The following is a 14,250-nucleotide window of genomic DNA, read 5'->3' on the forward strand; positions in this document are numbered from 1 at the left end:
CTGCGACACAACGCCCGCAACGCAGACCGCCCACTCGCCCTGCTCGGGCTCAAGTGATTACGAAACGGACGCCCGCCGACTACGCCGAAGCCCTGAGGTCCGGGCCCGGAGTGCGGCAGTGAGCCCCGATGGGATCGGCGCACTGTCCGTCACCGTGGGAGGTCTGACGATCGCGTGCGCATCGCGCGCCGCAGTCGAGTGTCAGGTGCGCGGGTGGCGCCAGGCGTACGACATGTTCGCCAGTGACGGAGGGTTCGGACTGCCGTCCGCCGACGAGGTGGCCTCGCGCGTACGGGCCGACCACACCCGCCACGGGGTCAACGAACTGTTGACCGCCGCCGAGGAGCAGCGGGCAGGCCGGACGCAGTGACGCGCCCAGGGTGGGGCGGCCACCGGTCGCCCCACCCTCCCGGAGCCGCAACCACCAGAGAAGGGGACAGCATGGCCACCGGAGGAACGATCAGCATGGGGCAGCGGGTACGTGTCGAGCGCCGACCGACCCGGAGTCTGGCCGCCGTCGCCCGCCCGAGGGGTGCGCGCAGGCCCACACCGTGGCCCGAGGTGTGGGAGGGCACTGTGTTGCAGGTGACCTACGAGGGCGACGAGTTGACCGGGGTCGAGATCTACGGCAAGCGCGAGAGCACGGGCGAGGTCAGGCGCGTCATGTTCAGCCTCAGCCGAGCATGTTCTTCCGTACGAAGGTGACGCCGGTGAAGTCGCCGTAAATCGCCAGGCCCGGGGGGTGATTGAGGGTTGACGATCACCCCTCAAGAGAGCGTATTATTGATTCTGCGGGTGAGCGGCAACTCTCCCGCCGCCAACTCAACTACCCAAGGCAGGGGAACGATGAGCGAGTACCAAGACCATGTACGGCGGAGCCTTGAAGGGCAGCACGTTGACCCGAGCGAGGATCTCGGTATCGACGCGATGCGGTGGACCCCCGCACCCGTCGCCGACGCCGTGACGGACGAGGCGATGAGCGGCGCCGCCGACACGGCGCACGCGTTGCTCGACCGCGCGGCCGACGTGTACCTGTCTCTCCTGAGTGCCGTTCTCGGCGACGGGACGCACCACATGGTGGCCAACGCCAGCACGCCTCACGGTGACCTCACCGAAGGCCAGGATGTCACCGTGACCGGTGACGACGTGCTGATCAACGAGGCCGCATCCACGCGGGTGTGCGCTGTAATCGCGGCCGCGATGGTTGGTTGCGCGACTGGGGCAGTGGTTGTGCGGACGTTCGGCCCCGATGGGTCGGAGTTTGTACGCGGCTGGACGATCCGGAACTTCTGGCTTCGGCCGCTCACCGCCGAGGACATCCGGGAGGCGTACAGCTTCGGCCTTGACGGCGCGTCGTTGGCCCCGGAGCCGGGAGTCGAGTACCGGCAGGCCGAGCGAGTGCCCCGCCCCGACCAGGAGCAGGCCGAGACGGGCGACCGAGAGGCCAGCCGCACCGCGCCCCGGGACAACCGCCCCGCGAACCGCCGCAACTGAGCGCCACCCCGTCCGGGCCGGTCGCCCGACCGGCCCGGGCGGGAACCCCTTGCCTCCCCCTGCCCTGCCTCCCGGTGTGAGCGGCAACTCACCCGGCACCAACCCGACCAGGAGTGACCCGACATGACCGCGACCCCGCGCCCCGCCAGCAGCACGCGCCCCCCTGCCCAGGAGCCGGCCCCGATCCCTGCCGAAGTGCCGGCGCCCATCGCCCCGACCGCCGAGCAGTCCCGCCTGGTGGACGTCCCGGGCGCGGTAGCCCTCCCGCGCAACCTCGCCCGGCTCACCGCCCAGGCCGAGGCGGCGGGATGGACGGCCACCGTCGAGGCGCAGCCCGGACACTGCGCGCTGCTGCTCACCGCCCGCCAGGAGGCAGGGGAATCCGTCCTGCGCTGCGTGTGGCGGCTCACCGCCCGGGGGTACCGCTGGGACGGCGCCACACTGACCCGTTACGGCCAGCAGGCCGCCGAAAGCATCGCATGGCGTGCCGTCGGGGACCTGGTGGCCGCCGAGGCGTCCACCGCCCGCACGCAGCCGACCGCGCCGGACCTGTCAGCGTCGGTCTATGGGAGGCAGAGTGCGTCGCCCGTGACGGCGGAGGTCGTTTCTGCGTCCATCGGCGCCACCCCTGCGGGTGAGGTCCCCGTCATGCTGCGTCCGTGGATCAAGGCCATTCCTGTGACGCTGTACCCGTCGCGGTTCGTCGGGCGCGACTACTCTGGCGCTGACTGCCTGCTCACCCCGGGAGGCGACGACGCCGCCCCCGGCACTGAGCCGGTCCTGTCGGTGCTCCCCTGGGGCTATCTCACGTCGAACGCCGCCTACCTCGAAGATCTCGCCGCGTACGCCGTGGCGGAGGGACGCACGCAGGAGGAGGGGGCCGAGTTCGCCCGGTGGGTGATCGCGTCCGAGATCCTGACGTTCGGGATGTATGACGCGGCTTTCGAGGGCTGGGTGCGGTCGCTCACGTGCACCATGACCGCCGCATACGCGGTACTCACCTACACGCGGATGAACGGCGTGGCACTGGGTCTGGGATGCGGTTGCGGGCAACGTCACCGAGGTTGGCCGTGGGAGCGCACCACGGTGTGGAACGAGGAGGGGCGCCACTACCCCAGCTTCGGCGCCGTTCCCCGGGGCCGGATCGCCGACCTGATCGCCGCGCGCGGGTACCGGGTCACGGGCGAGTGGTCACGCGGCGACACTGTCCGCCGGGTGACCGTCGAGCCGACCGCCCCTCCCAGCACCGAGACAGCTCCGGTTACGGCCGCCGCCGACGCCCCGCCGTCCGACCCGGGAACGGCCGATGCGTGGGAGTCCGACGGCGGAGCCTGCCCCGGGGTCGAGCCTCCCCGCGGCCCCGAGCCGGGCCCGACCGCCACCCACGGCCCGCAGGAGCCCGAGCCGACCGGCGACGCTCCCGCAGCCCCTCCCGCCGCGCCGACGGTGGATCAGGTGGCCGAGCTGCCCAGGAACGCGCGGACGCTGGTCGAGGCAGCAACCGCGAACCAGTGGGACGTGACCGTCACGGCCACCCTCATGCAAGGCACCTACGTACGCGCGGTCACGGTGTCCGGCGAGTTCCCGGTGCGCACCGGCACCCAGGGATTCACCGCCCGATGCGTGTGGGACGGCGCCCGCTACTGGGGGTCTGCTTCACAGCGCAACGGCCGCCACGGCGCCGCCTTCCGCGAAGTGCTCGCGCGGGTGCGCGAGGCGCGCGCCGTCAACCGCGCGGACGAAAAGAGCGGACGGAGCGTGTGGGGACGGGACGCGGCCGAGTGGCGCCGCCAGCTCGCCGACGCCGTCACCAAGATTGCCGCGACGGCGACGGAAGCCCGGTTCGAGCACGGCCAGGTGACCGGCGACGCCGCCGAGCACGCCGGAACAGCTCTGGCCGACGCCGAGCAGGCGCACCAGGATGCGGTCGACGCCCTCACCCGGGCCCAGCGCGCCTATCGGGCGAGCGGGGGCGAGGACGCGCGGCCCCTGGCAGCGGAGCGAGACGCGGTACTGGACGCGGGCAAGCGGGTGCGCGCCGCCCTGGAACGGGTCAAGGACGCCCCGCGCGCGACCGAGGCCGAGGCGCTCGCCCTGGTGGCGATCGCCGAGGCCGAGCGCCAGGACCAGGCCGAGGAGGAAGCGTGGCGGACACGGCTCGCCGCCGAAGGACGGGAGCCCACCGCCGCCGCGTTCGCGTTCCTGGTCCAGATGTTCGAGGTGCCCGCGCGCGCGTGGGTGGCCTGGTACGCCGAGCACGGGCGCGCCGGCGAACCCTTCCGGGAGGCCTACGACCGGTGGACGGAGGAGCGGCACGGCAAGGGAAACCGCTCCGCGTACACCCGGGCGTATCTGACCGCCCACGACGCCCTGAGTGCGGCGCGCGGGACGCTCGCCCTCGCTGTCGGAACCGCCACGGGCGGAGAGGAGGGCGAACGGCTCGTCAGGCTCAGCAGGAACTGCCGCCACCGCAACGCGCAAGACGCCCTGGCGTCGTGGCTGAGGAGCGGTTGGAAGGCCGATGCCCGGGCCGCCGCGTTCGCCGAGCAGCACCCCGACGAGGCGGAAGCCGTACGGGTCGCGCGGCTCACCGTTGACGGGGTCGAGGACTACCGCCGCGCCGAGCGCGAAGCGTGGCAGGCGGAGCAGGCGAAGGCCGCCGCCAACACCCCGTCCCGACACACCCCCAACCGCCCCGGGCCGGTCCGGGCCCGCACGCGTGGACCGGCCCCCTGGAGGACGCACAGCTATGCGGATGAGCAAGCGCCGCACCGACACCCTGAACCGACGTGCGCGGTTTCACCACCAACACCGAAAGCAGCGCGGGACGTTGCCGTGTCTGGAGACCGGCGGAACCCAGGTCTACGCCTACCGGGAGCGCGGTGAAGGCCTGGTGGTGGCCGTCCATCTGGACACCGGCGAGGTTCCCGACGACGTGATCAGCCCGGATGGAACGATCCCGATCCGGATCACCGTCACCGGTGACTGCGTCTTCATTGCCGACTGATACGCCAGAAGCGTTGAACCCGCGAGAATAAGAGCGTATTATTGATTTTTCGAATGAGCGGCAACTCGCCCGCCTCCAACCCAACTCGCACCAGAAGGACAGGGCATGGACTACATCGACACCAAGCACGTGGCCGCCGAACTCAAGCGCCGCTTGCAGGACGCGTTCCCCGGCGTGAAGTTCAGCGTGCGCAAGAGCACCGGCACCGCCTCCGCGTGGATCTCCGTCCACTGGACCGACGGTCCCTCCACAACCGACGCCGAAGAGCTCACCCGCCCCATGCAGGGCTCGCAGTTCAACGGCCAGGAGGACCGCTACGAGTCCACCGGCAACACGGTCACCGTCACCATCAAGGGCCGGAAGGTCACCGGTAGTCCGCTGGTCGACGGCATCGACACACACCAAGAAGTCTCCGAAGACGCGCGGAAGGCCGCCGCCGACCTGTGGTCCGACGCGCGCGACGGTGAAGACCCCTCCTTGCACTCGAACGGCGGCTTTCACGCTGACCTGGTCATCGACGGCCACACCATCGAGGCCAACTACACGCGGACGCAGGTACTGCGGATTGCCCTCCTTGTCATCCTGCCCCAGCGCTGGGCCGCCGCCAAGGAGCAGGCCGCTTAGACCGCCCGCCCGGCGAGCACCTCCGAGGAGGGCGAGGAGGCCGCGGAGCCACTCACCCTCACGCACACCGACGAGGACGGGACGACGGTCACCGGTACGCGGCTGGGCGACGGCGCCGCCGACGTGCTGAGGCGCCACGACTTCAAGTGGCACCGCAAGAACCAGTGCTGGTACGCCCCTGGCAGCCGCAACAAGGAGGCCGACACCGAGTTCATGGCCACCGTCGCCGCCGACCTGACCGCCGCCAAGCTGCGCGTCACCACGGCCCTGACCGAGCCGACCCCCACCGCCTGAACCAACCCCCGGCGCCCGGCCACCCGAGCGGAGCCCCCATGTCCACGCACTTCCCCCACCAGCTCACCGGCGACCGGCCGCACCCGAGTAGCACCGCCGACCCGGGCGCCGTCGGCGCGTGGGAGACAGACGGCGGAGCCTGCGCCAGCATCGAGACCCCCCGCGCCCCGCAGACCGCCCCGACCGCCCCCCGCAGGGCACAGACCTACATCGCGCGGTGCGCCGTGGGAGCCTCCGGGTTCCCCACCGCCGACGGACTGGACCCGCGCCGCAGCCCGCCGACACGCACGGCGGAGCGGCCCTCCACGCCGACGCCGAGACCGGCCTACGGGCCGTGTACGAGGCGTACGCCGCCGAGCCGGACCGGCAGGACAAGTACGCGCGCTACGACCTGCCCGCCGCGTGCGCCGTTGTGGTCGTCACCGCCCCCGGCAAACCGCGCACCGTCGCCTGGTGCGGAGACGCCCGCGCCTACGTCCTCACCCCGCACGGCACCGTCCAGCACCTCACCGACGACCACAACCTTCGGCGCGTCTTCCAGGGCAACCGCAACCGCATCACGTCGTGCCTGGGTGCGACGGAGACCGACGCGGAGAGGAAAGCGTAATACGGGCATCCCGCGATCGAGTCCGTCACCCGTGGCGCGGAGAACTGCCGTCTGCTGCTGGCCAGCGACGGCGCGTACGAGCCCCTGGAGGACTCAGCCCGCAACCTGGCCGACTACCTCACCGGTACGCCGAGCAAGGCCGCGCGGGACGTCGCCAGTTCGGCGATCGCCCACGCCGACAACGCAACCGCCCTGGTTGCCGAGCTTCGCACCGCCCGCACCAGGTAGGCCGCGGGTCGCACCCCGGTATCCACCTCCGAGCCGACGACCCGACCGGCCGGGCCAGTCGCCCGGCCCACCGAGCGGAGCCCCATGTCCACGCACTTCCCCTCTCAGCTCACCGGCGATCGCCCGCACCCGCGCGCCGCCGTCACCGACCCGGGCGCCGTCGAGGCGTGGGAGACGGACGGCGGAGCGCGGCCTCGTACAGGAGGACCGCGCGCATGAGCACGTTCGCGGTTGCTTCCTCTTCCACACCACTGCCGGTGAGCTTTTGCAGGACCTCATCCGTGTGCAGGCTGCTCAGCGTGATCGTGACTTTCTCGCTCGCAAGGAACAGGCCCGCGCCCACGGCGAATCCGGCGCCCAGAGCCCACCACGAGCCGAGCAGGTATCCGGCGCAGGCCCCCACGGCTCCTATGCACGTGCCCAACAGCCCGCCCACCGCGTACAGGAACGAGCGCGGCGAGTAGTTCATGCCCAGGATTATCCCCACCCGGGCTGTGACACGAGGGCCGATCAGAGTGTTAGACACGCCAGCGGGGGTGCCGTGCGCGGCCCTCACAGAGCGGGACGGTGACCGCGCACGGCATGAGCGCCCCGGGTTGGCAGGGCGCCCGGAGCATCGTGGCATAGGGCCGTGACGCACCCGTGCGGGACGCGCGGCTCCCACGGCTGTTGCTCGTTCACGGGCGAGCCGCCACAGCCGTGCTGGGGGTTCGTCGCGGGGTTGTCTGTCCTGGCGGCCGAAGGGGGCTTTGAACAGTCCAGTGGGCGGCTGCGCGGCTTCGGTGATGCGGCAGGCCTCGCAGGTGCGGCCGTCCGGCGGCGGGGCCGAAGGGTCTTCGCCGCCAAGTCCCTTGAGCGGCCCGCCGCAGGTCTCGCAGGGCGGGGCCGGCGGGAGTGCAGGTTCGGGCTGCGCAGGGGTGTGCTGCTGGGACCAGTCCCCGGCGGCAGCCGATCCTTCCTTCCTCTCCCGGGCTGCGTTGCGTTCGTCCTCGCGCCAGCGCCAGGCTCTTCTGTCCCGGGGAATGCGTCCGGGAGGGTTTCCCAGCGGCGGTGTGCGCCGCCACCACACCGGTCCGAGCGGCCCGGATTCCTGGATGCGGTCCAGGGTGGTGAAGAGAACCGGGATGGCGTCGGGGAAGTCCACGTAGCCGTCCGGCTCGCCGACGGATCCGCCGTTCTTCTGTTAGTTGCCCGACCAGGGTGCGCGGGGAGATGTCGAGTGTTTGAGCGGTGGCCCGTGTGACCAGCAGCCGCCACCATCGCAGGGCAATCACCTGATGTCGCGCTGGAACTGTTCACGCAAACCAGCCGGCCGTTATCAAAACTCCCCGTGTTGACACATCCACGTCGAAAATCCAGTACCGGCAAACCGATGCAGCTCAAACAAGCCGACGCGGGCGGGTGTCCTGAACAGAGGCGGGTTGGGATGCCCACGGTGTCCGGACGCGATGCTGTCGCCTTCGCTTTTCCCATGAAGATTTGCCGCCCGGGTCCCGTGTCTGGGATCTTGTCCGGGGCGGCGATCTCGAGCAACGCGCTCAGCTGCCGGTACCACTCGCCTCGGCCCCAACCCAGGCCTACTGGTGGAGCCGTGGCGAAGCCGCGAACAGCGGATCTTCGGACTGTCCGTGGCCATACGAAGAAAGAGAAATAGCGTGAACACCGAAAAGGTTATGGCTCGACGTCTTACGGCCCAGGAGGTTTCAGAATTGGGCCTCCAGGAGGATATCTTCGTCTCGGCAGAGCTGGACGATCTTTCTCTCGACTGCTACGCTCCGGCTTTCCTCACGAAGCCGGGAAAGTATTTCGATGGAGGATCCTTCATCGCAAAGACAATTTTCGGTAAGGAAATTCATGTTCTTCCGGACAATGCCGAAGAGCACGGGATATGGATTGCCGACGAGGCTGGGGAAGAAATCGAGGTTCTCCAGAGTGCTGGCGTCCTCCTGAACCTCGCTCTCTTCGTGCCCAACGGGAACAAGGAATCTCTGGAGTCGCTCTACACCGCCGCAAGAGAAGCGTTCGGCGCGGGAATCGTTCAGCGCTGGAACGAGGAAGTCGTGGCGGTGCCGGACGTCAAGGTCGACCTGTTCGAAGAGCCGGCCCGCGGGCGGAAGAGCACGAGCGGCCAGAACCGCGACCGCCGCGCCTTGGACATCTACCCCACCCGCGTGCGGTTCATGGAGCCCAGCACTGGCTGGAAGTTCATCGTCGAACCGCACAAGGAGGCCATCGACGACACGCCGACGATCTGAGCTGACAGCAGCCCGGATAAGGTACGCCGACGGCTGCGATCTCTCACACCTCGCCGCGTTGAACACAGCATCCGTATGACGGTTGACGGTCTCCCCCTTGAGATGGGCTGAGCGCGCTGCCCAACCAGTGATGCGCGCGCCCGGGGCAGCGTCGCGGCGTCGTTGAGCAACACGCCTCATGAGCAAAGCCCGATGACAAGGAACCACCGTTAGAGGAGGGGGAGTCGTTCGGGTCCGGCACGCTCTGACCCGCCGGAGCGCGGAGGCCGCCGCCGACGCGCAGCAACACCCGCAGGCGCCCCGATCCCCCGAGGAACTCTCGTTCCCGCCCCCAACCGCCATTACCAGGGAGGGGCGGGTACGAGAGTGCTGAGAGGGATGCCTGACCCCACACCATGAAGCTTCCCCGTGATCTCGGACACCCTGGGGCCACACTCCTCCACGTCGTCGGCTGCACCCCCAGCGACCGGACACTCACCCGGGAGGAAGCTCTTGCCGCGCTCCGCCAACCCCGGGCAGCAGCCTGCATCGAATGCGACGCGGCCCGATCTCTCATCCACGAAACTTGATAAACCGGCCAGAACCGTCAGCCTCAACAACAACGCGACGGGGTAGCGCTCGGCCGCTTGCTCCAGCAGAGACTGGAACCCCGTTCCTGTCGGAAAGCAGAGTCGGCGGATTCGAGGCGCGGGGCCGGTATGTCCGCGTGAGCGCGTACCGTAGCCGGCATCACGAATTCGCAGCAGGAATCACCATGCTTTCTGCAGAACAGTCCGCTTCCGCCGTCGTCCCGACCGCGCCGCTGGTGCAGCGTCGGCCGCAGGGGTCAGCCGTCCGTCACGGTCAGGCATCCTGTGCCGACTACGGCTGCACCCGCACCGAGTGCCGCCTGGCGGCGCTGAGGGCGCGCCGACAGCGAAAGCAGGACCGTCTGCGTGGTCTGCCCGCCCGCGTCCCGCCGTATGCCGCTGCCGGTGGGCTGTTCGGCTGCGCGATCAAGGCATGTCGGCGCAGGACATTGCCGACCGAGCCGGCCTGTCCGTGACCCTGGTTCGCCGCCTGCTCCGCGTCCCTGAGTAAGGTCAGGTGGCCCGGGACATCGCTCGTACGACCGCCCGCGCCGTACTCGGTATCCCGCTGCCCGCCCGTCGCGAACCCAGCGCCCCGGGCCTGACCGGCTCCGCTGAATCGTCCCGGCTGCTGGCCGACCTGGCGCGTGCCGGATGGCCCGCCGCCGCACTCGCCCTGCGTCTTGCTGTCAACGCCCGCACGGTCGCCGAGGTCCGCGACAAACGCCCCCGCCTCCGTCTCGATCTGGCCATGCGGATTCGCCGCCTGCACCGCGGACTGATCGGCCTCGACCCCGTCAGCCAAGGCATCCGCCCAGCCGACGCCGCCCGCGTCCGCACCACAGGTGCCCGACACGCCGTCGGAGGCTGAGGAGGCAGCGGGGTTCGCGGGTGTCCGGGTGGGCTGTGAACTGGCACTGGGCGGGGGTGCGGTGACGTTGGCGTGGGAAGTGGTACTAATGTGTCAGAACAGCGCCTGGTCCTCACTGCTGGTGTCTGCGATGACGGGCCGGAAGCGGGTCGGGAGACCGTCCAGGCGGTCGGGTCCGGCCGCAGCAGCCACGGCAGGAGCGGTCTCGGCCAGCCAGATCCCAAACTGCTTGGCGGCTTCACGGTAGGGGACTTGCGCCAGAACACGATGCTCCCCGGAAGGACAGAAGTCGACGGCCACAGTGAGCAGGCACCTACCGGGCGCATTATGACTGCCTCTCCAGGACACGCGCAGCGCACCACAGGGCTTGCGTCCACGGGAGCCGCGGGTATCGCGGTGGGTCGGGCGCTGTGACCGGCAGGCCACGTAGGCGGTCCACGCGGCGGGGTGTGGCAGCGGCAGGGTGGTGCGGGCACGGCAGCCGGGACAGCGGTGCCAGTGACGCAGCCAGTCGGCGGCGTGGGAGTCAAAGAGGCGTGTGTAGTGGCCTGCCACACGGATGTCGTTGCTGTACAGGTGATCGGGCCGCTCCTGCGTATTGCAGGACTGGCAAACCGGGGCACGGACGTAACCGTGTTCGTGGCAATGGTCCAGCACGGCAGCGGGTGCCGTTCGGCAGACAGCGCACGCCCACCCAGCCACCTTGCGGGAGATGCCCGGCTTCCTGCTGAGCACCGAGTACACATGGCCCTGCAGTTCCCCGTTGTAGGGGCGCAGCGGGACGGTCGCGCAGTCGGAACTCGCCGTCTGCCGGCCGTCGGCGGGCCGGCCCTGCCCGACATGCGCGGGATGCTCAGTGGGGGCTATGTTTCCCTGACGGGTCCGCGTGGCGTGCAGCCACTGCGTTTCGGCATGCTCAGCCGCATCCAGCAGCCTGACCACAGCGCGCGGCAGCCACCACGTCCGCACCGTCCGCTCGCGAGTTCGTTCCACGAGTATCCGCCGCCAGTCGATCCCCGCCAGATGGGACAACCGGCCGCCTTCACCCCTTGCAGTCCGGTCGGGGCCGCCCAGCTCCCAGGCGATGCGCTCGCGCCACCGCAGCAGCGTTCCCTCAAGGTGCCCCTGCTTCGGCGCGCCACCAAACGGACCGACGCGGACCAGGTCCCGGTGGTCCACCTCCACCGCACTCAGTTCCACCGCCGCCCGACGCACCTCAAACTCCACAACACCCCACGAACCGCCGCTTGCCTCCACCATCGCCACCACACGCTGGCCAAGCAGGACGTACCCTGCCCGGGCATCGACAGGGGAGCAGGTGAATACCGCAGAAGGCGTCGGCACAGCACTGCCGGCCGTCAGACCGGCCCACAAAACATCCGCGGCACCCAGAGCGATCAAACCGCCCCCGCGCCCCCTAATGACACGCTCTGACATACCGCCAGGCTAACCACCCGACGAAGCACAGCGAGTCGCGGCCCCGTTCACCGGACGCCCAACTTACGCCCGCATGACCGGTGAACGTCCGGCCCCGGACGACCGTTCCGACATCACCCACGAGGTCGCGCGATGAGCACGCCGTCCGCCCGCCACCGCTGTCCCTACCGGCCGGGCGCACCGTCCTGGTACGTCCGCGCCACCCGCAGCGCCCTGCCCGCGAGCCGCTTCCCCGCCGTCAAGCGCCAGCAGCTCACCAGAGAGCAGGTGGCCGTGTCCGTCGGCCACTCCGGCGAGGACGGCACCGCCCACGTGACGCTGCTCATCGGCCGCCTTCTCGGCAAGCCACCACGTCCCGGACCAGCCCGCGACACCTGGCTACGGGTGCGTGCCGACATCGCCGCCCGCCTCCAGCAGGCCGGGTTCGCCACCGTGCCGACCAAGGGCGGTGTACGGGCCACACCGCCCCGGCCTGAGCCGGTCGCCGTCCTCCTGGAGCACGGCGACGTGTTCTGTGACGGGCTCGACGCCTTGGGCCGCTACCGCATCTGGTGCCCCGAGCACCCCCATCTGGCCGGCCGCCTGCAGAACGCTCACGGCCTGGGACCGCAGGTGTTCACATACGTCTACGCGACCCAGAAGGCCCGGCACCCGATCTGGCCGCAGGGCTTCCGCACCTTGCACGCCGCCGCCGAGGCGTGGGCCGCCGCCATGGGCCTGCCCCCGGTGACAGTGACCGAGATCTGACCGCCCCGGCACCATCGCGCCCGCCCGCAGGGCAGTCCTGACCAGCATGGTTCCCGAACGCCCCCCAGAAAAAAGGTGTTGCTCCTCCCTCGGCAGCGCGTATAATTAATTTCACGAGCAGGCGGCAACTTGCTCAACACCAACCCGATCGCACGAGGAGCAATCCGTGAGCGACACCGCAACCACAGCACCGATGCAGCGGGGCACCCTGCGGCTCGGCCAGATCCGCGTCAACGAGAACAACGTCCGCCAGGACCTCAACCTGGACGAGAAGTTCCTCAAGTCCGTCGCCGCCAACGGTGTGAAGGTCCCCGTCGTGGTCCTCCCCTTCGGCGAGGACACCTACGAGCTGAAGATGGGCCACCGGCGCTACTTCGGCGCCCGGGCCACCAAGGAGACCGAGGAGGAGCAGGACGCGATCGAGGTCCCCGCGTACGTGCTCGCCCCCTCCCTGCGCGAGGCAGGCGAGGACTTCATCGACCAGCTCATCGAGAACGACGACGCCTACCGCCGGGGCCTGACCGACCTGGAGCAGGCCGACGCCCTGTTCGGCGCGGTCGGCGAGGGCATGAAGCAGACGAGGGTCGCCCAGCTCACCGGCCGGTCCCGTACCGAGGTCTCCCGCGCGGTCAAGACCTCCAAGACGGTCGGCGAGCGAACCCGTTCCGTCCTCACCGAGACCGGGACGTATGACCTCGATCTCGAAGTGCTCGGCGTGCTCGGCGAGTTCGACGACGACGGCGACACCGTAGACCGGCTGCTGGAGGCCTACCGCAAGGGCCGCTTCGAGTTCCAGGTGCAGTGGGAACGCGACGACCGCGCCGAGCAGCAGGCCCGCGCCCAGGTCCGCCCGCAGCTGAAGGAAGCCGGGGTACGGCTGGCCGAGGACTCCGACACCCTTCCGCCGACCGCCGAGCCGCTCGCCGAGCTTGACGGCCCGGACGGCGAGCCGATGACCGCCGAGGCCCACACCGGGTGCCCGGGCCACGTGGCGACCTGGGCCGAGAACCCCAGCGAGCCCGGCGAGGTGGACTACTTCTGCACCGACCCGGACCACTTCGGCCACCGTCCGCCCCAGGAAGACACCCCAGAGACGGACGACGAGGGAGAAGTACAGCAGACCGAGGCGGCGGGAGAGGCCAAGCCGTCGGAGCCGTCGCGCGAGTACATCAAGGCGGGCAACAAGGCCTACCGCGCCGCCGAGAAGGCCCGGCAGACGTGGCTCAAGGACCTGATCGGCCGCAAGACCGCGCAGAAACCGCTCGCCGCGTTCATCACCGAGCAGCTCCTGACCTGCCCCAAACCGGTAGGCCAGTGGTCGGGAGACGTCGGCCGCCGCAACCTCATCAAGGAGCTGACCGGCTACGACACCCCCGCCGAGCGCGCCAAGACGGCGACCCCGGCCAAGCTCACCCTGCTCAACTTCGCGGTCCTGGCAGCGACGTTCGAGAAGCGGATGAACGAGGTCCGGACCTGGCGCACCGACCGCACCGCCCGCTCCGCCGTCTACGAGCTGCGCGAGATCCGCCAGGACGCCCGCACCTGGCTTACGTTCCTCGCCGAAATCGGCTGCCCTCTCTCCAGCGTCGAACAGGCCATCGTCGACGACGAGCCCTACCAGGAGCACGAGCCGGACGCGGCCGACACCGACGGCCAGGCCGACGAGGACACCGAGGACACCCCGGATCGCGCGAGCGCCGAGGACTCCGCGGACGCGTCCTGACCCGCTGCCCGGGCCGGACCACGCGGTCCGGCCCGGGCCCCCTCCCCATTTCTGCGTGCCGCCCTCCCTGAAGGCCTCGCCATGCTCCGCTCCGAACTCCGCCTCCACGCCCCCCTGTTCGTCGCCCAGGCCGCCGTCAGCAACCACACGGGACTCGTCGCCCGGGCCGGGCTCGCCATGCCGGCCGCGCCCTTCGGCTCCGCCGCCTGGCAGCTGCCCGCGCTGGTCGCCTACCTTCACCGCCTCCATCAGGACGAGGAGGGCCCCTCCCCCGAACTCTGGCGCGCGCACACCGAACGCCCCACCGGCCCGGTGCCCCGACCGCACCGCCGCTATCAGGGCAACGGCCTGCACGACCCGGACGCGGTGTGCGTGCTCGACATCCAGCTCGGCC

The 14,250-nt window shown here is 70.3% G+C and carries 14 protein-coding genes; 12 read left to right on the plus strand and 2 right to left on the minus strand.

Annotated elements, in window-relative coordinates; translation table 11 throughout:
- The first annotated feature begins 118 nt into the window (after window positions 1–118).
- The 7 genes from ABZ656_RS32340 to ABZ656_RS32370 all read left to right on the plus strand — a co-directional run bounded on the left by ABZ656_RS32340 (window position 119) and on the right by ABZ656_RS32370 (window position 6,026).
- The gene (locus ABZ656_RS32340; protein ID WP_360272519.1) at window positions 119–370 is read left to right on the plus strand and encodes a hypothetical protein; all 252 of its coding nucleotides are present in this window, start codon (window positions 119–121) and stop codon (window positions 368–370) included.
- A 71-nt stretch (window positions 371–441) separates the two neighbouring features.
- Window positions 442–705 (plus strand): hypothetical protein, encoded by a 264-nt coding sequence (locus tag ABZ656_RS32345; RefSeq protein ID WP_360272522.1) that lies wholly within the window; start codon window positions 442–444, stop codon window positions 703–705.
- Window positions 706–753: 48 nt separating this feature from the next.
- On the plus strand, window positions 754–1,494 hold the full coding sequence (locus tag ABZ656_RS32350; RefSeq protein ID WP_360272525.1) for a hypothetical protein: 741 nt from the start codon (window positions 754–756) through the stop codon (window positions 1,492–1,494).
- A 123-nt stretch (window positions 1,495–1,617) separates the two neighbouring features.
- Window positions 1,618–4,380, plus strand: a complete 2,763-nt coding sequence (locus tag ABZ656_RS32355) for a hypothetical protein (RefSeq protein WP_360272528.1) — start codon at window positions 1,618–1,620, stop codon at window positions 4,378–4,380.
- Between the two features lie 226 nt (window positions 4,381–4,606).
- The gene (locus tag ABZ656_RS32360) at window positions 4,607–5,125 is read left to right on the plus strand and encodes an LPD29 domain-containing protein (RefSeq protein ID WP_360272531.1); all 519 of its coding nucleotides are present in this window, start codon (window positions 4,607–4,609) and stop codon (window positions 5,123–5,125) included.
- A gap of 123 nt (window positions 5,126–5,248) precedes the next feature.
- Window positions 5,249–5,419, plus strand: a complete 171-nt coding sequence (locus ABZ656_RS32365; RefSeq protein WP_358390717.1) for a hypothetical protein — start codon at window positions 5,249–5,251, stop codon at window positions 5,417–5,419.
- A 217-nt stretch (window positions 5,420–5,636) separates the two neighbouring features.
- A complete protein-coding gene (locus ABZ656_RS32370; RefSeq protein WP_360272534.1) occupies window positions 5,637–6,026 on the plus strand; it encodes a hypothetical protein in 390 nt (129 codons plus the stop codon).
- 370 nt (window positions 6,027–6,396) lie between these two features.
- Here the strand turns inward: ABZ656_RS32370 and ABZ656_RS32375 are convergent, their stop codons facing one another.
- The gene (locus tag ABZ656_RS32375) at window positions 6,397–6,723 is read right to left on the minus strand and encodes a hypothetical protein (protein WP_360272537.1); all 327 of its coding nucleotides are present in this window, start codon (window positions 6,721–6,723) and stop codon (window positions 6,397–6,399) included.
- A gap of 1,186 nt (window positions 6,724–7,909) precedes the next feature.
- Between ABZ656_RS32375 and ABZ656_RS32380 the strand changes: the two genes are divergently transcribed.
- The 3 genes from ABZ656_RS32380 (at window position 7,910) to ABZ656_RS32390 (ending at window position 9,949) form a co-directional block, all read left to right on the plus strand.
- On the plus strand, window positions 7,910–8,509 hold the full coding sequence (locus tag ABZ656_RS32380; RefSeq protein ID WP_360272540.1) for a hypothetical protein: 600 nt from the start codon (window positions 7,910–7,912) through the stop codon (window positions 8,507–8,509).
- A 395-nt stretch (window positions 8,510–8,904) separates the two neighbouring features.
- Window positions 8,905–9,078, plus strand: a complete 174-nt coding sequence (locus ABZ656_RS32385; RefSeq protein ID WP_360272543.1) for a DUF6233 domain-containing protein — start codon at window positions 8,905–8,907, stop codon at window positions 9,076–9,078.
- A gap of 517 nt (window positions 9,079–9,595) precedes the next feature.
- A complete protein-coding gene (locus ABZ656_RS32390) occupies window positions 9,596–9,949 on the plus strand; it encodes a hypothetical protein (protein WP_360272546.1) in 354 nt (117 codons plus the stop codon).
- 93 nt (window positions 9,950–10,042) lie between these two features.
- Here the strand turns inward: ABZ656_RS32390 and ABZ656_RS32395 are convergent, their stop codons facing one another.
- Window positions 10,043–11,386, minus strand: coding sequence for an endonuclease domain-containing protein (locus tag ABZ656_RS32395; RefSeq protein WP_360272549.1), 1,344 nt, complete (start codon window positions 11,384–11,386; stop codon window positions 10,043–10,045).
- A 132-nt stretch (window positions 11,387–11,518) separates the two neighbouring features.
- On the opposite strand from ABZ656_RS32395, the gene ABZ656_RS32400 reads away from it, so the two are divergent.
- Together ABZ656_RS32400 and ABZ656_RS32405 are read left to right on the plus strand one after the other, a co-directional pair.
- Window positions 11,519–12,133 carry a hypothetical protein gene (locus tag ABZ656_RS32400; protein WP_360272552.1) on the plus strand — a complete coding sequence of 205 codons (615 nt, stop codon included), beginning with the start codon at window positions 11,519–11,521 and terminating at the stop codon, window positions 12,131–12,133.
- 166 nt (window positions 12,134–12,299) lie between these two features.
- Complete coding sequence (locus ABZ656_RS32405) at window positions 12,300–13,856, plus strand: ParB/RepB/Spo0J family partition protein (RefSeq protein WP_360272555.1); 1,557 nt, start codon at window positions 12,300–12,302, stop codon at window positions 13,854–13,856.
- Window positions 13,857–14,250 lie beyond the last annotated feature (394 nt).

The sequence above is a fragment of the Streptomyces sp. NPDC007095 genome, from assembly GCF_040634475.1.
Classification (GTDB): Bacteria; Actinomycetota; Actinomycetes; order Streptomycetales; family Streptomycetaceae; genus Streptomyces.

Coding starts and splice junctions, on each gene's coding strand:
- ABZ656_RS32345 (WP_360272522.1), top strand. CDS start 442: ATGGCCACCGGAGGAACGATCAGCATGGGGCAGCGGGTACGTGTCGAG.
- ABZ656_RS32355 (WP_360272528.1), top strand. CDS start 1,618: ATGACCGCGACCCCGCGCCCCGCCAGCAGCACGCGCCCCCCTGCCCAG.
- ABZ656_RS32360 (WP_360272531.1), top strand. CDS start 4,607: ATGGACTACATCGACACCAAGCACGTGGCCGCCGAACTCAAGCGCCGC.
- ABZ656_RS32375 (WP_360272537.1), bottom strand. CDS start 6,723: ATGAACTACTCGCCGCGCTCGTTCCTGTACGCGGTGGGCGGGCTGTTG.
- ABZ656_RS32385 (WP_360272543.1), top strand. CDS start 8,905: ATGAAGCTTCCCCGTGATCTCGGACACCCTGGGGCCACACTCCTCCAC.
- ABZ656_RS32395 (WP_360272549.1), bottom strand. CDS start 11,386: ATGTCAGAGCGTGTCATTAGGGGGCGCGGGGGCGGTTTGATCGCTCTG.
- ABZ656_RS32400 (WP_360272552.1), top strand. CDS start 11,519: ATGAGCACGCCGTCCGCCCGCCACCGCTGTCCCTACCGGCCGGGCGCA.